Source organism: Verrucomicrobiia bacterium, from assembly GCA_035489575.1.
GTDB lineage: Bacteria > Patescibacteriota > Saccharimonadia > Saccharimonadales > JAGQNK01 > DATHJY01.
This window is the reverse complement of sequence record DATHJY010000013.1, coordinates 107,550-125,310: the sequence shown is the minus strand read 5'-3', so window position 1 is coordinate 125,310 and position 17,761 is coordinate 107,550. Positions and strand designations below refer to the sequence as shown.

Annotated in this window: 20 protein-coding genes and 1 tRNA gene; 4 read left to right on the top strand and 17 right to left on the bottom strand. The window is 49.5% G+C overall.

Features of this window, described 5'->3' with window-relative positions; genetic code table 11:
- The first annotated feature begins 97 nt into the window (after positions 1 to 97).
- Together VK694_06475 and VK694_06470 are read left to right on the top strand one after the other, a co-directional pair.
- Entirely contained in the window at positions 98 to 1,579 is a 1,482-nt protein-coding gene (locus tag VK694_06475) for a cohesin domain-containing protein (GenBank protein HTE58363.1), read from the top strand.
- A gap of 56 nt (positions 1,580 to 1,635) precedes the next feature.
- Positions 1,636 to 4,755: an Ig-like domain-containing protein gene (locus VK694_06470; GenBank protein HTE58362.1), complete on the top strand. Its 3,120-nt coding sequence runs from the start codon at positions 1,636 to 1,638 to the stop codon at positions 4,753 to 4,755.
- A gap of 287 nt (positions 4,756 to 5,042) precedes the next feature.
- Here the strand turns inward: VK694_06470 and VK694_06465 are convergent, their stop codons facing one another.
- The 4 genes from VK694_06465 to VK694_06450 all read right to left on the bottom strand — a co-directional run bounded on the left by VK694_06465 (position 5,043) and on the right by VK694_06450 (position 8,292).
- Positions 5,043 to 6,044 carry an SGNH/GDSL hydrolase family protein gene (locus VK694_06465; protein ID HTE58361.1) on the bottom strand — a complete coding sequence of 334 codons (1,002 nt, stop codon included), beginning with the start codon at positions 6,042 to 6,044 and terminating at the stop codon, positions 5,043 to 5,045.
- A gap of 148 nt (positions 6,045 to 6,192) precedes the next feature.
- Entirely contained in the window at positions 6,193 to 7,074 is an 882-nt protein-coding gene (locus VK694_06460; protein ID HTE58360.1) for a hypothetical protein, read from the bottom strand.
- A gap of 41 nt (positions 7,075 to 7,115) precedes the next feature.
- Positions 7,116 to 7,673 carry a DUF3841 domain-containing protein gene (locus tag VK694_06455; GenBank protein HTE58359.1) on the bottom strand — a complete coding sequence of 186 codons (558 nt, stop codon included), beginning with the start codon at positions 7,671 to 7,673 and terminating at the stop codon, positions 7,116 to 7,118.
- 4 nt (positions 7,674 to 7,677) lie between these two features.
- Entirely contained in the window at positions 7,678 to 8,292 is a 615-nt protein-coding gene (locus tag VK694_06450) for an NUDIX domain-containing protein (protein HTE58358.1), read from the bottom strand.
- Positions 8,293 to 8,395: 103 nt separating this feature from the next.
- Here VK694_06450 and VK694_06445 point away from each other — a divergent pair, with 103 nt between their 5' ends.
- The gene (locus VK694_06445) at positions 8,396 to 8,980 is read left to right on the top strand and encodes a hypothetical protein (GenBank protein ID HTE58357.1); all 585 of its coding nucleotides are present in this window, start codon (positions 8,396 to 8,398) and stop codon (positions 8,978 to 8,980) included.
- Here the strand turns inward: VK694_06445 and VK694_06440 are convergent.
- The 5 genes from VK694_06440 to VK694_06420 form a co-directional block, all read right to left on the bottom strand.
- Complete coding sequence (locus VK694_06440) at positions 8,977 to 9,117, bottom strand: hypothetical protein (protein ID HTE58356.1); 141 nt, start codon at positions 9,115 to 9,117, stop codon at positions 8,977 to 8,979. The genes VK694_06445 and VK694_06440 overlap by 4 nt on opposite strands.
- A gap of 219 nt (positions 9,118 to 9,336) precedes the next feature.
- Positions 9,337 to 10,062, bottom strand: a complete 726-nt coding sequence (locus VK694_06435; protein ID HTE58355.1) for a hypothetical protein — start codon at positions 10,060 to 10,062, stop codon at positions 9,337 to 9,339.
- Between the two features lie 36 nt (positions 10,063 to 10,098).
- Positions 10,099 to 10,668, bottom strand: coding sequence for an AAA family ATPase (locus VK694_06430; protein ID HTE58354.1), 570 nt, complete (start codon positions 10,666 to 10,668; stop codon positions 10,099 to 10,101).
- Between the two features lie 106 nt (positions 10,669 to 10,774).
- Positions 10,775 to 11,710, bottom strand: coding sequence for a hypothetical protein (locus VK694_06425; GenBank protein ID HTE58353.1), 936 nt, complete (start codon positions 11,708 to 11,710; stop codon positions 10,775 to 10,777).
- Between the two features lie 177 nt (positions 11,711 to 11,887).
- On the bottom strand, positions 11,888 to 12,427 hold the full coding sequence (locus tag VK694_06420) for a hypothetical protein (GenBank protein HTE58352.1): 540 nt from the start codon (positions 12,425 to 12,427) through the stop codon (positions 11,888 to 11,890).
- 239 nt (positions 12,428 to 12,666) lie between these two features.
- Here VK694_06420 and VK694_06415 point away from each other — a divergent pair, with 239 nt between their 5' ends.
- A complete protein-coding gene (locus tag VK694_06415) occupies positions 12,667 to 14,004 on the top strand; it encodes a PIG-L family deacetylase (protein ID HTE58351.1) in 1,338 nt (445 codons plus the stop codon).
- A gap of 162 nt (positions 14,005 to 14,166) precedes the next feature.
- Here the strand turns inward: VK694_06415 and VK694_06410 are convergent, their stop codons facing one another.
- The 8 genes from VK694_06410 to VK694_06375 form a co-directional block, all read right to left on the bottom strand.
- Positions 14,167 to 14,445, bottom strand: a complete 279-nt coding sequence (locus VK694_06410; GenBank protein ID HTE58350.1) for a BrnA antitoxin family protein — start codon at positions 14,443 to 14,445, stop codon at positions 14,167 to 14,169.
- Positions 14,420 to 14,725 carry a BrnT family toxin gene (locus VK694_06405; GenBank protein ID HTE58349.1) on the bottom strand — a complete coding sequence of 102 codons (306 nt, stop codon included), beginning with the start codon at positions 14,723 to 14,725 and terminating at the stop codon, positions 14,420 to 14,422. Before VK694_06405 ends, VK694_06410 begins: the two co-directional genes overlap by 26 nt.
- A 201-nt stretch (positions 14,726 to 14,926) precedes the next feature.
- Positions 14,927 to 15,085: a hypothetical protein gene (locus VK694_06400; GenBank protein HTE58348.1), complete on the bottom strand. Its 159-nt coding sequence runs from the start codon at positions 15,083 to 15,085 to the stop codon at positions 14,927 to 14,929.
- 24 nt (positions 15,086 to 15,109) lie between these two features.
- The gene (locus VK694_06395) at positions 15,110 to 15,409 is read right to left on the bottom strand and encodes a hypothetical protein (GenBank protein HTE58347.1); all 300 of its coding nucleotides are present in this window, start codon (positions 15,407 to 15,409) and stop codon (positions 15,110 to 15,112) included.
- A 177-nt stretch (positions 15,410 to 15,586) separates the two neighbouring features.
- Positions 15,587 to 15,832 (bottom strand): hypothetical protein, encoded by a 246-nt coding sequence (locus tag VK694_06390; GenBank protein HTE58346.1) that lies wholly within the window; start codon positions 15,830 to 15,832, stop codon positions 15,587 to 15,589.
- 456 nt (positions 15,833 to 16,288) lie between these two features.
- Entirely contained in the window at positions 16,289 to 17,221 is a 933-nt protein-coding gene (locus VK694_06385; protein HTE58345.1) for a hypothetical protein, read from the bottom strand.
- A gap of 39 nt (positions 17,222 to 17,260) precedes the next feature.
- Positions 17,261 to 17,335 (bottom strand) — tRNA-Asn (locus tag VK694_06380).
- 53 nt (positions 17,336 to 17,388) lie between these two features.
- Positions 17,389 to 17,727: a potassium channel family protein gene (locus tag VK694_06375; GenBank protein HTE58344.1), complete on the bottom strand. Its 339-nt coding sequence runs from the start codon at positions 17,725 to 17,727 to the stop codon at positions 17,389 to 17,391.
- Between the last annotated feature and the right edge of the window lie 34 nt (positions 17,728 to 17,761).

The following is a 17,761-nucleotide window of genomic DNA, read 5'->3' as shown; positions in this document are numbered from 1 at the left end:
TACTGGTTGCTTTTTCTTAGCATAAGTACTATTTTGAGAGACAATAAGGGGTATCAAAAAATTGAAAAAGTTACGATCGTTCTCTCCAAAAATTAGAATGTTTATGGTTGGAGGGCTCACTGCTTTATTTGGTGGTGCTTTTCTTCTGCAGCATACCCTTGCGGCGCCGGGTCAGTTCAGTATCACGGGAGCAGGCAGTGTTCAGAATGGTAACAATATAACCGTCGGTGTGCGGGTCAACCCGGGAACGGCTATAGATACAATCGATGCTACTCTGACTTACGATCAGTCTAAGCTCCAGTTTGTATCTGCCAATTCAGGTGGGTCTGGCTTTCCGTACGAACTACCAGGCTCGGGCGGCGGTGGCACCGTGGGCATGGTTCGATTTGTTAGCCCAGGAACAGTTTCTACGGATGTTCTTATTACGCAGGTAACGTTCAAGGCCCTTGCTGGCAGTGGCACAACTAATCTGCAGGTCTCTGGCACCGGTGCGTTAGTGGGCGTTGGTACCACTCCTAGCAATGGCAGCGCGACTATAACCCTTACTTCTCCGGCGCCTGCTCCTTCCCCTTCCCCAACCCCTAGCCCCAATCCGTCCACCCCTAATCCTAAGCCAAGTCCCTCCCCTTCACCTTCGCCGAGCGGTGGTTCGTCATCCGGAGGCGGTTCTTCCTCGGGTGGCTCTAGCAACTCGGGTAGTGGTGGCAGTGGCTCTTCCGGTGGCACCGCTAACAATTCGGGTAGCAAGCCCGCTATTGATCTAGACGTACAGAGGCGCCGCATTGAATTCACCAAAGCACTCTTCTTGGCCAAGGCTAAAACAAAATTCCGCATGTTCATAAAATATGGTCTAGAGAATCAGCTGGTTGCCCAGACAGAGCTAACCGGCTTCGGTACCGAGCACGAGGTTATGCTGAACGAGAGCGTCATATTGCCCGGTACAAAGTTCTACTACCAGGTGATAGCCGAAGACGAGCAAGGCAATAGAACAGAAATGCCGGTAGAGACCTTTAAGACAAAGGGCTACAAGATCCATATGTATCTGGTAGACAAGTACGAAAAGCCTCTTCGTAATAAGAAGGTAGTGTTGCACTCTGACCCTATAGAAGCCAAGACTGACGAAAGCGGTGGCGTTGACTTTGATGACGTTGCACCTGGCAACCACACGGTAGAGTACGAGCAAGAGGGTAAGAAATACTCACAAGAAGTCACGGTCAAGGGACAGCCCATCAAGACCGCAGAGGATGGCGCTCAGGCTGCTGACGTCATACTGCAGCAGGCTGTGTTCAAAGAGCTCGCCGTTGTCGAAAACCGCCCATCCCTCTTACTACCAGCTAGCATCGCAGCTATGGTGGCACTGGTCGTCGTCGGAGCCTTCGTCTTGGTCAAGCGTCGCCGAGGGTTCGTGCCAAACTGGCCTGGAAGCCACGGTGCAGGACCTACACAAGCTGGCCCAGCAGGTACTCCTCCTGCCCCACAAGATCCGACTGGTAATCTAGTCGACAAGGTGTCTGGTCTGCAAAAGCCTGATCCTGGCAGTATTGTCTCGCCCAACGAGGACGATAAAGGCAAGCAATGAGAGCGGCAGTAAGGCGAAAGATAAAGCACCTCACAAAGCAAAGACAGGAGACTAACATGGCATCGGCACCCCGAGCTCAAGACATCACATCCAAAGTAAGACGACTATACGGCAAGCTGGCCAGAGACCCTAAGCGAACCATGATGGCGGCTTTCGTAGTTGTGTTCGCGGTAGCGGGTGCTTCCCTGTTGGTGCTATCGCGGGCAGCCGAGGCCGTTAGCAGTGTCAAGGACGGCCGCTGGAGCGACCCCACAGTTTGGTCTACTGGTCGTGTGCCGGCAACTGGTGACACGGTGACTGTTGGTAACAATGTTATCTTTGATCTCACCACGAGCCCCAAGATGGGCACGACTTACATCAGGGGTAGCCTGACCTTTGATCCCGCTAAAAGCTCCAAATTTATTACCAATGCTAACTTCATTGTTACGGGCAAGCTTACTATGAAGCCCGCCACGCCTGACGTAGAACATTTTGTGCAGTTTGTAGAGGTTAATGAGCCAGGCTTCCAGGGCGGCGGCATGATACCGCTCGATACAGACGTGGGCATGTGGGTTATGGATACCGGTCAGTTGGATCTGGACGGTGCATCTAAGACCAGCTGGACAAACCTTGCAGGTTCATGGAACCCCGCAAACGCAGACAACGGGGTAGCTAATAGGACAATTGTTCTCAAGGAGGTACCAGTGGGCTGGCGAGTGGGCGATGAGATAGTTGTCTCTCCCACAGAGGCACCAACTGTTGGTGCGTCAAGCTACAACGCTTTCGATGAGCGCAAGATTGAATCTATTTCGGGCAATACCGTTGTAGTTAACGATCGTCCAAGTAGGGCTCACCCTATGGTAAACAACAAGTGGACGGCGGAAGTGGGTAACCTGACGCGAAACGTTCGTATAGAGGGTACAGCCATTGCTCGACCTTTCGAAAACGACTGGGATGATAAGCGTCGTTTTAACGGCAGTTCTCACATCTTCATCCATTCCGACAAACCCCAGTTCATACGGGATGCCCAACTGCGTCATATGGGTTCGGGCGGTGTGGACGAGGCTATTAAACAACCCAACTTTAAGTTAGGCCGCTATGCCATACACATGCACCTGATGGGTGATGCATCACGCGGTTCGCTCATTGATGGCGTGGTAGCTCGCGACGGCAACTTCCATACCTTTGTGACTCATGCCAGCCATGGTGTGACACTGAGTAACAACATTGCTTATAAGGTAAAGTCGGCAGCCTTTTGGTGGGATCCGCATGATCTAGATAAAAATAGCGACAGCCATGACATTGTCTGGAACCATAACCTGGTGGCAAATACTATACCGCGTCACTACGGCATGTCGTTCTTCCTGCTGGGCGGTGTTGGTAACATAGCTACGAATAATGCCGCCGTAGGCATACAGGGCTCTGGTGAACAAGGCGGATTTGCCTGGTTCAACGGTGACCACGGCGTCTGGGGCTTTGACAACAACATAACGCACAACCACAACCAAAATGGTATCCAGGTTTGGCAAAACTCCCCACACTTGCACCCTACTGGCAACTTTGTCACTTACTACAATCAGACCTACGGTATCATCCACGGTGCATACGCCAACGACTACCACTACTTTAACGGCGAAGTATACGGTAACCGTACGGCCGGTATAAAACTCCAGGCTAATACTTCATCGATCAGGCAGCAGAAGTACGAAAACATGGTATGGGATGGAGCGGGTATTACCCCCGTCCTGGTAGCGGCGTCTGAGGCCCAGCTGCCTGATCCCCCCGCGCTTCCGGTGCCTACTCTGTTCCATGACAATATCTTTAGGAACTGGACGCAACATGCCGTCCAGATACAAGGAGTGGGTAACTACATACCTAAGAGGATAGACATTGTGAATTCAACGTTCCAAGGACCTGGCACTGCCATAGCCTATGGTAACGACAGTAGCCATCCTAGTAACCGCGTCCGGGTCCAACCCAAGGGCGGCCAAGCCTATCAGATTACTGCCGGGAACGTCAGGACTGATATTGCACCTTTTGCGCCAGACAACTACGGCACCGGCGATGGCCTGCTGGCCGAATACTTCACGGGTAACTTTGCTACAAAAGTCTACAGCAGGCACGAGCCTACGGTTAGCGAAAGCTATGCCGAGGACGATACCCTGCCACCACTATGGATAAAGCCATGGGGACAGCCCTTTACTGGTCGATGGACCGGAGAATTCCAGGCCCAGTTTACCGAGCCTTACACCTTTGGGCGTAGCCAAGATGTTGGTATGCGTATCTGGATCAACAATCAACTGGTATTGGACGCTTGGCAGCCAAATTCGCAGACAGTCATGGGCACTCCCATACAGCTGACCAAGGATCAAAAGTATCCAATACGTGTCGAGGTTAACTTCGGGGCGAGAGAAGCCAACCCTGCTCGCGACAGCCAAATTTTCAACGCCTATGTAGAGAGCGCACACCAGTATAGAACTGTGCTGCCAAGAAGCCAGCTGTACTGTGGCACTAACCCGATCTGTAATATCAACCCTGGCATCTCAGCTCCTGGACCTAACCCCAATCCAACCCCGAACCCCACACCGACTCCTACACCCACCCCTACGCCCACTCCAACACCTACACCGACTCCCACGCCTACCCCAACTCCTACCCCTACTCCAACACCCACACCGAATCCAACCCCAGCCCCTGACACGAGCGCACCGTCAGTCTCTATTACGGCACCAGCCAACAATGCCACTGTCTCGGGCACCTTCGATGTCACTGCCAACGCTTCTGATAACGTTGGAGTATCCCAAGTAGAATTTGTGGTAGACGGCCAGAGCAGAGGTACGGATATGTCTGCGCCCTATCGATTTAGCCTCAACACCATCAACCTGGGCCTGAATAATGGCAATCACTCCGTTATAGCTCGAGCCCGGGACGCAGCTGGTAACCAAAACTCCAGTGGCAGGATCGACTTTACGGTAAACAACGTAACGCCTACTCCAACGCCCACTCCTACGCCACCGACGCCTAGCTACATTGACGAGGACATAAACCAAGATGGCAGAGTGAACATCTACGACCTAAGTATCCTTGCTTCTCGATTTGGTCGCAGCGGATCTGATCTCGGCAGGGCCGATATCAACCATGACGGCAGGGTCAACATATTTGACCTGAGCCTGCTTGCCTCCAAGTTTGGTCGCTAGTAGTACGGTACGCTGTTGCAGCAAAAAGAGCCCTTGCCAAAGGCCAGGGCTCTTTCGTATTTATGTGATGGAGTTTTTGGTGGGCTAGAGTATGAAATTACGATGATCGAGGACGCCCTAGAGAGGAGATATTGGGAAATTCCAATAGATCAGCGGACTTGGTAGGTTGAATAAATCCTTACAGATGGGGCACTACTTGCCGGCGGGCGGGTTTCATGCCCCATCTGTAAGCTACTGAGTTACCCCAGCGGTAATCGGATAAACACTTGCTGCACCCAGCTGCGAAGCTAGGCGAACAACGCCTGTACCTCTGGCAGGTCGCGGAGGGCATCGCCCATGGCGGCCGTACCGGCGGCGTTGGGATGGACCCACTCGCTGGAATCCGGCGTGGCGCTGAGATCGTTCAGGAAGTCCTGCCCTGCTCCGCCCAGACCGTGTCCGTCGAAGTCGCCCATGTTGTCGTCCTCGTGGAGTGGCATGAACACGAACCGCTTCTCGCCGAACGAGTCGTTGAGGTCGTCCACCACTTGGGCCTGCTGCGAGTTGAGCAGCTCGATGCCGTCCAGTATGGCAGCAGCTGGGTCGAACACGGCATGCGTGGTGTCAGCCGGCAGCACGAACGAACTTCCCTCGAAGATGAGGGGGTAGCCGATCAGCACCACGAGTGCATTCGGGAACTGCTGACCCAGGTGCTCCAGAGCCGCTTGGGTCTGGCTCTGGATCTGGCTCTTCCCACCGCTTGCGTCCAGGAGGTCGAGGGCAATGTCCTGCTGCTCTCGACACGGACCATTGGCCGCGACGCCGGGGAAGAAGCAGTTGGCCACGATGCTCGTGAAATGGAGGTCGTTACCCCCAGCCGTGATGGTGATCAGCTCGACATCTTCTCGCTGGGCCACATCGAAATCGTTCAACTGCGGCGGTACATTGCTGCCGGTCAGGTTGGCAATGACGTCACCGCTGCACGAGGCGTTGATGAACGAGCCAGCGCTGTCTGTCTCACGCCACAGCTGCTCGGCTGCCGCGTCGTGGTTGCGGTGACACCCCAGGTCGCCTGCTACTGGTGTGCCCTGGCGCCAGGTGGTCCGAGGATCGTCTGGGCTCTTGGCATCACCGTCACCGTTGGCGTAGTAGGCACCAGCAGAGCCCTGCCCGGTGCTGTAGCTGTCGCCGGCTGCCACGATGTCCACCTGGGCACCGGAGTTCTCATCGTGCTTGGGAAGGCCGCAAGCCGACAGGCCCACAACCAACAAAGCGGCACCACAAAGCGGAGCAACCCGAAAACGCAACACTAACCCTCCTTAGGGGTTTTCCGATTAAAAATAGCAATACCGGGGTATTTAGGCCGTGTTCTATCTACTTGATAGGCAATGCCTAACCGGTATCCAGCCCATCTTACAGGCTTGGTTAACTCTAATCAATTAGAAATAAAAGAATCAGTTATGGTACAAACTTGATAGAACCTATCAGTTCCATAAGGCCATCAAAATTGTCTTTGGTGATCTTGTCCCGGCTTTGGTTGGGGTTTATGACAACGGTCACTTCTTTGGTGCCTGCCTGGTCTCTTATGAGGATAATCCTTTGATCAAGCGCGTTTTCGCCGGGTTTGGTTATGTAGTCAGCCACCGTAATGCCGTTAACCTTGTACATCTGCAGGTCTTCTATTTTGTCTTTTTCTTGGGTTTTGATGGCTTCTTCGGTTAACGTGGCGGGTATGGGTAGCTGTCTGCTAAACAGCTGAACCTCATACATTTTATCCAGTGAATATGGGTATGTTTTGAGGTCTCTTCGTTTAACATCGTGATAAAAATTAGCATTCCTGGGATAACGATCATCAGCCTTTAATTCGGACGCAACCGCCCCTGGGTCGAAATTAAGAATAGATACATATGACGACGGCTCGCTCCGGGGTTTGGTGGTCCATTTCTTCGACAGTAAAAGGGTTGTCCCTTTTAGCTGCGCAAACTCAGTGTAGGCGTCCGCGCTTGGTTGGTTGGTGATGTCTTTTGACTGGTGTTCATCCTGCTTTGAATGCGGATCATTGTGCTGCCCAGAGCGATCTTTCAGAAGCATATATGCTCCCACGCCTCCACCGATCACAAGGCATGCTACGAGCAGTATGATAAATCTTTTGAGGGTGGCTCTGCGCAGGGGATGTGCAGATTGCATGGATTGTTGGGGTGCAAAATAAAAGGCCACTATCTGCGCGGCAGCAGCAGTGTCCCACCCCGCCTGCTGCAGACCAGCGCGGATTTGTTCGGGCCCATAACCCTGCTGCATCATGCTTATGACGTAGCTGCGTACTTCGGGAGGTAAGTTCATTTTATTAGCATTATATAGCAAGTACCCCAGAGAACAGATATCTATCGTGAAATGAATGGAGTAACCTGGACAACCTGATCCAGCGTGATTTGTCCCAGTGTTGCCTGCAAAGTTTGAGATCCTTCCCATTCTGGAGTGGCCGCTAACGCCTCTACGTCAAAGATACGTTCCCAGCTTTTTGTGATCTGGGCGACTTTTTTTGGGTCTTTATTGCCATGGAACCACATGCTATAAGAACCGTTATTTTTATAAAATTCCTCGTCTTCTTGCTCGGTTAGTGCGCAGTAGATGCCATTTAATACCATGTGCCAGGCGTCAAAATCTGAGATCAGGACTTCGTCGGCTTCTGCTACAAACTCTAGGCGAACACCAGGGGTTCCGCGCGTAAACTGTCGGCGCCGCAAATCAGGCTTGTCGCTAGCGTAGGCCCATATAGGGTAGCCTCCCTTATACTGCGGGACGCGTTCTCGCATTTGGCCCATTAACCATTCATAAGAGGGCTTGTAGAAGCGGTCTACCCGCCGGCCATCGCCTTTGAGTATGCCTGTCTGTTGCGCCTTTTCCCACGCGGGCGCAGTTTGTATAATCCACAATTTCATGCCTCTATTGTTGTAGAGTAGAGAGTCTTCCGGCATCAATGACGGCATAGAGTGCTTGCAGGGCGTACACCGCTCCCTCTCGGAATTCCTCTGGCTGCTCGGCTATGGCTTGTCGAGCTACTCCTAGCTCTGTCCATGAAGCCTCAACAACCTCTGTATTGTCTATGCGGTAATCTATACCACCAGGTAGTTGGTAGACGTATAGAGTATTCCACCTAGATACAGTTGCAACATCTTGCAATCGTTGGTCGTTGCCCGCTATGACGGTTTCTACGGACTTGAAGTGCGCAACACGTTGTAGCGAGTTGCCACATGGCTGTTGTGTGATGTCTATGCCCACCTCTTCCGAGGTTTCTGAGATTGCACACTGCATGTATGTCTTGTTTGCTTCAACATGCCCTGCGGCCGAAATGTCCCATAAGTTTGGCCACAGAATATTCTCGCCTCGCACCTGCAATAGAATCTGAGCCTCAGAATTAAGAATAGCCACCATAGCTACCCGATGAGTTAACCCTTCTCGATAGGCATCAACCAATTGCATGCCAGCCTCTCCGGCTCTTGGGTTTATTTCCCAGTCTCTGTCTGGGTCACTGATAGCGATATTTGGATAAGTTCCCATTTGAGTAGATACAATATCATAAACCACTTGCGTGCGACACCGAATGCTGGGCTAGACGCAATTCACTTCGCCTTAAAGTTCTAAAAGTATATAGTTACTAGCGATGAGCAAGCTTAAGGCTATTAATATTTTGCTGAAGTTCGGCCTGCTTGGCCTGCTGGTACATGCAGTGTATTTTAGTGACCTGCCGCAGTACAAAAACAAAGCCATTGCTCTTCGGGTTGTCTTCTACCCGTTGGCTGCTCTGCTAACGTACATTGCTTGGAGTTTTGCCAGGCGCAAAAACAAACTGCTGGCATATCCTTATTTTGTCGACATGGCTTTGACCTTTGTAGCGGCGTTTGACCTGCTGGGCAACACCCTTGCCCTCTATGACAAGATCACCATTTGGGACGACGTGATGCATCTGCTGCTGTCGATTCCCTGGGTTTTAGTGGCGGGGTATTTGCTAAGAGATCGTGGATATGAAAAATGGGTGACAGCGGGGCTGGTAGTTGCTTACAGCGCGGTAACTCACATTATTTGGGAAGCGTTGGAGTACACCAGTTTTGTAAGAAGCCATCCGGTTGAATCACTGTCTGCCTATCGTGATACCATTGGTGATTTGCTACTGTCATTAGTTGGCACATTTATAGGTGCTGTCATTGTTGCGCAGTATATTTGGATCAAGAAACGACGATCAGACTAGTGATCACCGGAGTGCTCGGCGGGCACGATATTAGCCTGGGCTTGCGAAGAGCGCCGGAGTGCCTGCATAAACAATGATTCTTCCAGGACGCTTATTGCTGTACCTGGTGCATCTTCGGGAATGTACTCTCGTAGCACTTCCCCGCCATCCTCGCAAAAGACGGTCGTCAGATAGAAGGCGCCGTTTCGTACACTTTTTGATAAGTTTTGGTGCACCGGCGCTCATCAATAAAACCGGTTACAGTCAACCTTTCGGTTTTATGCTTCGGGCTAGCTAAGGAACGCAACTAGGCAAGTTGCCCACAGCACAAATACTTGTCGATTTCGCTATTCTGGGTTGGGTAGCACGCGCTAGAGTTATTTGTTGGCGCTTATTCTAAAGACTATGTTGTCGCATAGCCACTGCGCAGCCATGATAGAGGCGATCAGTTGATCCGATGTAGCCGTATAGCTCTGCGGATGCCCCCACGGGTCTGAGATCAGGTAGTCCCCAGCCTCGTTTTGGCCGTACGCTAACACGGCATGAGTGCTGATGCCGTTTTTGAGGTCTTCCTGGACGTCTTTTCGTAAGCCCACGCTTTTGGTGTGACCTGCCCCTGTCATAGTGGGGTGGCTAATTGCAACACACAGCGGCCCTTGCTTGACTAGGTCGGTTAGCAGTTGGGTGGTTGGGTACGGTTTGATTATCAACTTCCCGCCTTTTTTAATGAAGGCTATGTATTCTTCGATGTATTGTCTCGTGCCGCTTTTGCCTAAGTTTTTTACATCGCGGCTATCTTTAATCTTCTCTAGTTTTTCGAGCAGTTTTTGATTGGACAAACCACCCCAGCTTAGATCTAGGATTATTGCATCAAAGCTATAGAGTTCAACTTCGTATCCCTGTTCTAGGCAATAGACCGCCAGTTGCTGCATGCTTGATCCTGCCTCGTCACCATTGTCATTCTTATGGGTGGGGGATTCTTTCATAACTTGTGCAACAGTTGCGCTAGTGTCGTAATGACTGAGCAGCATTGCCGTAGCAGCCTGTGTACAGGCATGGTTGGTTGGCTGAAGCATGGCAGAAAAAGTATGTTTTACAGTCATTGAGGTAATTGTAGCAAATCAAGTGCATCAATTACGCTAGATATATTCGGTGTATATAAAGCTCGCGATTTTGTGTGGCGAAACTTGCTCTACGTAAAGCTTGCCTTCGGGGCCCCATTTGGTATCCCATAGTGCAATTTCGGCTTCACTGTCACCCTGCTGACGATTTCTTTCTTTGGCGCGGGCGGTAGCTAGGTCTATGGGGCAATCTATCCAAACGCTGATGTCTACAAAGGGCATTATCCCTGGGCGCAGTAGGCGAATGCCTTCGAATATGACTACTCGTGGGCGCGGCTCATCAACTATGCTCTCTATTTCTTTGTCGTTACGCTTTAGGTATTTCAGGCGCTCACTGGTGCGGGCATTCGACATGATGTCCATGATGGTTGCCCAGTCGTGATGGTCAAAAAGGTCTTTTGCTTGCATATAACTCTTTGCGTGCAGGCCATCGGTTCGAATGATTTGATTATCGGCTACCCCGAATTGGCGCGCCAGCTTATCGGCTAGGGTCGATTTGCCGGAGCCACCATGGCCCGATATTGCTACGACAACCACCTCCTGCTCGGCGAGTAGTTTCTCGATGGCATATGCTAGATCTTCGTACATAAATGCATGATACCCCACCTCCTGAAAAAAAGAGCAACCTTTTTGTGTTTCAGGGCGACCACGCAGGATGCAAGAAAGTAAGAGCGGAGCACTTTGTTGAAGTGGCTCAGTGTACCAAATGGCTTTCGGTGCGAAGAGCATTCACGGCTGCGATTAATCCGCGCATGTGGGTATCCCAGTAGATATGGTCGGGTTGGGCTGCTTGATCGAGTTCGGATGCTTGCCCCTGGCGACGCATGCCATTGTTGAGGCGTAATAATGCCCGCACGGATAGCCATTGAGCACCCTGGACATCTATCCCGGTTGGAATCTCATCCAAAACTTTAGCATTCTCGCTAAATGGAGCTTCCACCATATGGCTTTCCGGGATAAGAATGCTGTTTATTGTTGTGGGGGAGCTGAGAGCTAGTTCGGCATGCACGGGCATGTGAGGAAATTCCCTGATGTCAAAGCCCGTTTTCCTCAGACAAAGTCGGACGGCTGCCTGCCACGAAGAATATCGACCCTCAACGACATCTTCTCTTGAGCCGAAGCCCCCAGGCGGCACCCATACCTCATGGGATTGCTCTGTTGGCGGATGGCCAGAGACTAATGTGGCAAGGTCGCCATCAGCCAGTCGCATAAGAATAAAAGGGTCACTTGCGGGGTGCGAGCCAGGGCTCGCAAAGGTACCGTTGCCGACTGGCATACCGAGTTTTGTGCCGTAATTGCCCTGAGATCTTAAGCCTAGTAGCTGTATGACCCGTTCATATGTTCCTGGCAAAACTCTGTCATGCTGATCGAATACCCGAAACCCCATATCAAGCCACCGCCGGAAAGCCTGCGGCGCGACTTTTTTATCACTGCCGGTCGTGATATCCGCAACAGGTGGGTAAAGAAGATTGCCTGTGTTGTCCGGATTAGACAAAAAGTCTTGACGGCTTTGGCTCGCGGTGTCGTGTCCGGGCGTAAGGTAGATTCGATGAATCTTGGTCAGCGTACCGTCAGACAGTTCATGGACCTCTTCGGACATAGTAGCTGCAAGAACATCTTCACGAGACATATATAAACGCCTATTTGGATAACCGGCAATAAGGCCAGGAAAGCCTTCGCGCGGTCTGCTTGATTCGGCAACGTTCCGTGCCCCTGCCCTCAGGGCCTCATCGCTCAATATGTCAACACTAGACGCTGGGGGAATGTAAGGCAGTTCGTGATCTATGGTCATGCAGCCAACTAGTGCTTACTTTGAAAGTATTTGGTCGTAAGCTTTGTTGAGCGTACTCAAAAATTCTTCTTGATCTGCTGCTGTGAGTTTTGGCAAGTCCTCGGCGCTGTATTCATAGCGCTTGCCGACAGGTTTGCGCTCAGGATGTTGGTTGCTTTCTAGGCTAACATGAATGAGTTTTGGTGTGGTGCTTGGGTCGCCCAGCAATGACACTAGGGCTTGCTGCGTGAGATTATCCGAGTCGGCTATGATTGCTTTGGTCTTTTCTGGGTCGGCATTAAAATCGAGTGTGATTATCGTGAACAGAATTGGCTCAGCTTCGTCCTGTGGCGACCAGGCCAGCCTGGCTCGTAGCAAGCTCTCGGTACCGTCCTCTGCCGCATAAACATCGGCACATAGTTCGATATCATCATAGACAACAAATCCAGCTCGGTCAGTATATCCACCAGCTGGTGCTGCCTTTCCTTGGTTCCACGTGTGCGTCCGCTCCCCAAGCTGGTTACTGAGTTCAATAATTTGCTGCGCAGTTGCTTTGATTGATTGTATAAATTCCATAGCTACATCATACAGTACTGCGCTTTTCTGGGGCCGGACAATGCTCGTAACTTGTCGCACTGCCTGCGGCACAATTGGAGCCCCGACTTTCAGCTTGAGTATTTTTCTATAGCTTCTACCAATAGATGCACTTCGAATACTGGCATTTATTCGTTTCGGATTTCAGATGGTTTTTAATCGAGCATCGGTAGTATAAACTAAAATTTAGTGAGTTTAAGCTGCCATATTAGGAGTACTAAGTGAAGAAATTATTCAGTGATATTGGCAATAGATTTTATATTGGGTTGATTCTAAGTATGTTTTTAGTGAGCTTGATAGCATCTAGCGGCAGTTCTGTGCGTGCAGTGGATTGTCCGAATGGTTCTGTCATGAGTGTTGTGGCGCATGAAGATGACGATTTGCTATTCCAGAATCCCGATCTATGGCACGATATCCAAAATGGCAAATGTGTAAGAACGGTATTTGTCACTGCCGGTGATGCTGGCTGGGACGCTAACTATTGGCTGGGACGCGAGGCGGGTGCCAAGGCGGCTTATGCCTCTATGGCTGGCGTAGCGAACTTATGGCAAGAGATTGACGCAGGTGTACCTGGTCATCCGATACCGGTATTTACAATGACGAATCACCCGACCGTATCTTTAACATTCCTGCGGTTGCCAGATGGTAACGGTGAGGGCGGCGGCTTTGCTGCCACCAATAACACCAGTTTGCAGAAGCTGTGGCTCGGCTCGATATCTGAGCTATGGGCTGTTAATGGAACTTCTGGCTACACTAAGCCACAGCTTATAGCTACCCTGTTGGCGTTGATGAATGGCTACCAGCCTGATGAGCTATACACCCAGGACTTTAACGGCGTATTTGGTGACGGTGATCACAGTGACCATCATACTGCTTCATACTTTGCCAGAGCAGCTCATCAGCAGTTCGCAAACACGCATGGGGTAACTGCTTACCAGGGGTATGGCATATCTTCCAAGCCAGAAAATGTATCGGGACCGGATTGGACAGCTAAAAAGAATGCTTTTTATGCTTACGGGGCACACGATTTTGTTTGCACAAGTGATGAAGCCTGTGGCACTGGAACCTATGCTCAATGGCTACTCAGGCAATACACCACCCGGTCAGAGAACGGTGGGTCGGGGGCGTTTACGAACATTGCACCTTCGTCAGTCTTAACTACTTCGTCAGAATCTCCCTGGTCCGATCAACTTGCAGGAAAGGCTGTCGATGGATTTGCTACGGGGTACCCAACTGACCACACAAAAGAATGGGCTACTTGGGGTGGCAAAGCTGGTAGCTGGCTAAAACTGGTTTGGCCACAAGCACGAACCATAAACAAGATAGTCCTTCATGATCGGCCTAATAGTACCGACCAGATAACCAGTGCTGACATTAGGTTTAATGTAGGGGGTACTATCGCTACTATGGATGTGGGCGCACTAAACAATGACGGCACAGGCGTTACGCTAAATTTCCCCAACATAACGGCAACAAGTGTTAAGCTCGTTATCAAAACGGTTAGTGGTACCACACAGAATATAGGTCTCTCGGAAATAGAAGTTTTCGCCGCTCCATAACCAATTGATATCTGACAACCTTCTGTCAGCTAAAGCTGGTGCGTTGTCTTGCTTCGGGGCCGGCTCGAAAGCCAAACAAAAACCGCCCCCCTAGGGGACAGTCCTTGTTTGGCTCGACCTAATGGACAGTTTCCAAATTTTCTGGTCTGCCGTAAAAGAAAGTTATTTCTTGGACTTAAGCTCGTGCTTTACGCGATCGTTTAGGTATACCTTCATAAGCGACTGATAAGGTACATCTTGATCATTTGCCAACTCTTTAAGGCGAGCCAGCAGTGGTGACGGTAGCCGCAGAGATATCGATTCGGTAGTTGGCTTGAGGTTGGGGAATACCGTTTTCTTGGCATCTGACCAATCTACGTATTCTGTAGAGTTGTGGGTGCGCCAGAACTCGGCTTCTTCTTGCTCGTTCTTGAACTCAGGAATTTGTTTCATAGTCTTCATATACATCCTCCTCTGCTTGTGTCATATCCCTAACGGATATCACTCTTATTTTAGTGCCCCTAATCGTAAAAGCTGCAAAGAGCTTTCGATTTGATTTAGTCTGACCTAATACCCAATAACGACGCTCGCTCTTAGAATGATCTTTGTCTCTGGCTAAGATAAACGGATCGTTGACAAATATTTCCTCAGCTTCTTGATAAGTCACGTTATGCTTTTGGAGGTTCTTAGGGATATTGCCTTTATCCCATTGGAAGGACAGCGGCTCGGGCAAGATATCCATAAACTTAGTATATTTCTGTAATATACAGTTTGTCAATGCTTGTTCTTAAATCAATCTGGTCGAAAAGTTTTGCTATCCGCTTTATGAAGGGGCAATCCCAAATTAAAAACACCTCAACTTACAGAGGTGCTTTTTAGTTCATAATCTTTGGCTCAGCACGATAGAGGAAGTTATAACTGCGATAAAGTTGGACCTGGTCTACTAATCTGCCTCCGTATAATCCGCAAGAATGGTGTCTGCCTCTAAACCTGCTTGAGTTAAGTAGCTGTATGCAGTCTCAAAAGCTTCTGGGAGTGGCATATCAAGAATTTCGTAGCAGGTTTGGTCATCAAAACCGTTATCTTCACCTAAAGATGCCAAACGATTAACCATTCTATAACGTAGTCAATCCTCATTGTTTTCCTCAGGATCAGCCTGCCTTGCGGCTTCAGTATTATAAATTTCGTTAAGTTCATTTTTTGTTGTTAATACAATATCCTCTAGAATTAAGCGACTTAATTCACTATTTATTAGTTGCCGAAAGCGGAACTCTGGTTTACCTAAGCGTTCTGGCGGTTGATTCATAGGAATTCCACCATTTTCCTCTCGCCAAGCGTCTTCGGTGTAAGCAAGGTCCATAGCAATATCTATGTCCTTAATGTGACCTTTATCTGGTCCGTCTGTGATCACATATTTTTCAATCATAAAAATAAAATACCACAAAAGTGGTATTTGTCAAAAATTGGCTCCTGGGTGAGAAAGTCCAGTGGACTTTTGCAAGGAAATCTTCTCTTGAGAACTTGCTCTCAAAGATGAAGTTTCGGGGTCGCCGAAGGTACCTGGATCAGCGCACGGTGAGTCCCAGTCCCCCTTCGCTAAAAATTAAACAGTCAGCTTATAGCCAATTTTGTCCGCTACTTCACGAACCCAACGATCAAGCCTGTCTAGTTGATGGCCCATGACTAACCGTTCATCTTCAGAAATTTCTAATTGTTTTTCAATCGAGTCTAAGCGATTTAGTATCTGGTTTATGTTGTTTTTTGTGGCCATGGTTTCAGTTTGTTTTTCAATTTTTCTATCCATCTGCTGCAGGTATTGAAATAATTTGGTGAATTCGTCGGTGCTCATGTGAACCTAGTATAGCAAATGTCTTTAGCTGGCCCTCTCTAATGGGCGTATTTCGCAACTTTAAGAAAGACGATATGGTTCTATGCCCCGAGCCACTGAATCTCTAGATATATAAGCACCCATTTTTGCACCTCTACTCGTAAGAGGATCATCGAGTGTTTCTTGAGCTACTGACAATCTGTCGATTGCACAATAACCGAATACTCTTTCGATGGTTGCAGCTTCTTCAGGAGTGGTTGCGCGACTTAGTGCGCCAGCTTTATCTTCAGCGATTTTTGTATCAGGAGAGACTAAATCTTTCCAGATAGCATAATAGCCCTCGTACTCGCAGGACAAATAAAACGTAATGTGGTATTTGTAAATGCTTGGCTCACAACGATAGAGTACGTTATAACCGCAATAAAGCGAGATATAGCAATCAGCTAGTAACGATCCCAAGCGCTCGTACTTCGAAACTTACGCTTCGGCTTCGGCAATGAACTCGTTGATGACTTTCTCGACTTTCGCTGGGCTTAATTTGCTGCCACTAACCCTAGGACTACCACCTATAATGGTTGCGCCACCCCACCTGTCTTTTTCACAGGCCTCAACTTGGTTAAGTCTGTCTATCAGAACAGGAACATCGAATGGTATAAACTCTGATCTTCGCCCGACTGTGTAGCGCCAGCGTTCACCGGGTAATTCTTGAACGGCTACATACGCATCTATGCCATCAACTAACGCGCCAACGCGCCCATCTTTGCCAACTTCCTCAATCATTTTCCAGTCTTGACCACCACCCACAAGTTTATAGCGAGCATCGATCTTTGCGGACTCTCCTCCACCCACCAGATGTTGCTGAATTCTAGCTTCTACGCTCTGAATAACTGATCGGTATTGTTCATTATCCTTACTTGCCATTTCCCCACTAGCTCTAAACATCGTGTAGGGTTCAAATACCCAAGCAAGTTCACCTAAGATTCGAAGATCCCTGTCGTATGGGAAAGCGCCCGCGGTGGCATCAAGGGTGCCTGCTACGTTAATAAATCGGTTCAGAGTCGGGTTGGTAACAGTTTTAGCCTGCTCTACGTGGTTTAGAAGATACCAGGCAGCACAAACATCCTGATCGCAGTCATTAACATAAACTTTTGGTGCAAAAACACCATCTCGTGTAAAGGCTTTATCTAGGCCCATACGCACATTCATGAGTATTTGCTGTGCTGTAGACAGTGTCTCAAGGCGCTTAACACCCTCGTGGTGATTCGCGTTTAAATAGGGGCCTTCTGGTTCATACTGCGGACCTTCGCCAACGTACCCATCTAGAGCAATCGATCCAACAGGATGCGTTTCTATAAATTCTTGCCATGTAAGAGGAGGAACTTCCGAATGAACAATTAATTCAGCACTCATAAATATAAAATAGCACAAAACGTGCTATTTGTCAATATTTGGCTCCCGGGGTCGGACTCGAACCGACAACCTCGAAGTTAACAGCTTCTTGCTCCACCATTGAGCTACCCGGGAATAGCGATAACCCTGCTATTCTACCTTTTTACCCCGCCCCTGTAAATATGTGGTTATTGTTGGCTTTGGCTGCTACCGCCGCGGCGCAGTATGCCTCTCATGACTATGCGGGCCAAGATGACAAAGATAGATATGCCAATCAGGACATAAAACATAGTAAAGACTTTGCCCACGCTCGTCTTGGGGGCTATATCGCCATAGCCCACTGTAGCCAGGGTCATGGTAGTGAAATAAAAAGAATCGAGCCATGTCAGCTTCTCGACAAGGTGATAAAACAGTGCGCCAAGTGCTATAAATCCAGAGGCTGCGATAGTAACACTCCAATAACTCACCCCCTTGGATGGTTGCTGGGCTATTGGTCGGACTTGGGTGGGTGCTTTTGATTCTGACATGTGGTTTGTTTCTCTTGTTAATTTTACCAGAAAT

Excerpts from the sequence above, each read along its gene's own strand:
- VK694_06390 (HTE58346.1), bottom strand. The coding sequence starts at position 15,832 with ATGAGCACCGACGAATTCACCAAATTATTTCAATACCTGCAGCAGATG.
- VK694_06455 (HTE58359.1), bottom strand. The coding sequence starts at position 7,673 with ATGAAATTGTGGATTATACAAACTGCGCCCGCGTGGGAAAAGGCGCAA.
- VK694_06460 (HTE58360.1), bottom strand. The coding sequence starts at position 7,074 with ATGAACTTACCTCCCGAAGTACGCAGCTACGTCATAAGCATGATGCAG.
- VK694_06425 (HTE58353.1), bottom strand. The coding sequence starts at position 11,710 with ATGTCTCGTGAAGATGTTCTTGCAGCTACTATGTCCGAAGAGGTCCAT.
- VK694_06470 (HTE58362.1), top strand. The coding sequence starts at position 1,636 with ATGGCATCGGCACCCCGAGCTCAAGACATCACATCCAAAGTAAGACGA.
- VK694_06430 (HTE58354.1), bottom strand. The coding sequence starts at position 10,668 with ATGTACGAAGATCTAGCATATGCCATCGAGAAACTACTCGCCGAGCAG.
- VK694_06475 (HTE58363.1), top strand. The coding sequence starts at position 98 with ATGTTTATGGTTGGAGGGCTCACTGCTTTATTTGGTGGTGCTTTTCTT.
- VK694_06445 (HTE58357.1), top strand. The coding sequence starts at position 8,396 with ATGAGCAAGCTTAAGGCTATTAATATTTTGCTGAAGTTCGGCCTGCTT.
- VK694_06450 (HTE58358.1), bottom strand. The coding sequence starts at position 8,292 with ATGGGAACTTATCCAAATATCGCTATCAGTGACCCAGACAGAGACTGG.
- VK694_06375 (HTE58344.1), bottom strand. The coding sequence starts at position 17,727 with ATGTCAGAATCAAAAGCACCCACCCAAGTCCGACCAATAGCCCAGCAA.
- VK694_06405 (HTE58349.1), bottom strand. The coding sequence starts at position 14,725 with ATGGATATCTTGCCCGAGCCGCTGTCCTTCCAATGGGATAAAGGCAAT.
- VK694_06410 (HTE58350.1), bottom strand. The coding sequence starts at position 14,445 with ATGAAGACTATGAAACAAATTCCTGAGTTCAAGAACGAGCAAGAAGAA.
- VK694_06435 (HTE58355.1), bottom strand. The coding sequence starts at position 10,062 with ATGACTGTAAAACATACTTTTTCTGCCATGCTTCAGCCAACCAACCAT.
- VK694_06420 (HTE58352.1), bottom strand. The coding sequence starts at position 12,427 with ATGGAATTTATACAATCAATCAAAGCAACTGCGCAGCAAATTATTGAA.
- VK694_06395 (HTE58347.1), bottom strand. The coding sequence starts at position 15,409 with ATGATTGAAAAATATGTGATCACAGACGGACCAGATAAAGGTCACATT.
- VK694_06385 (HTE58345.1), bottom strand. The coding sequence starts at position 17,221 with ATGAGTGCTGAATTAATTGTTCATTCGGAAGTTCCTCCTCTTACATGG.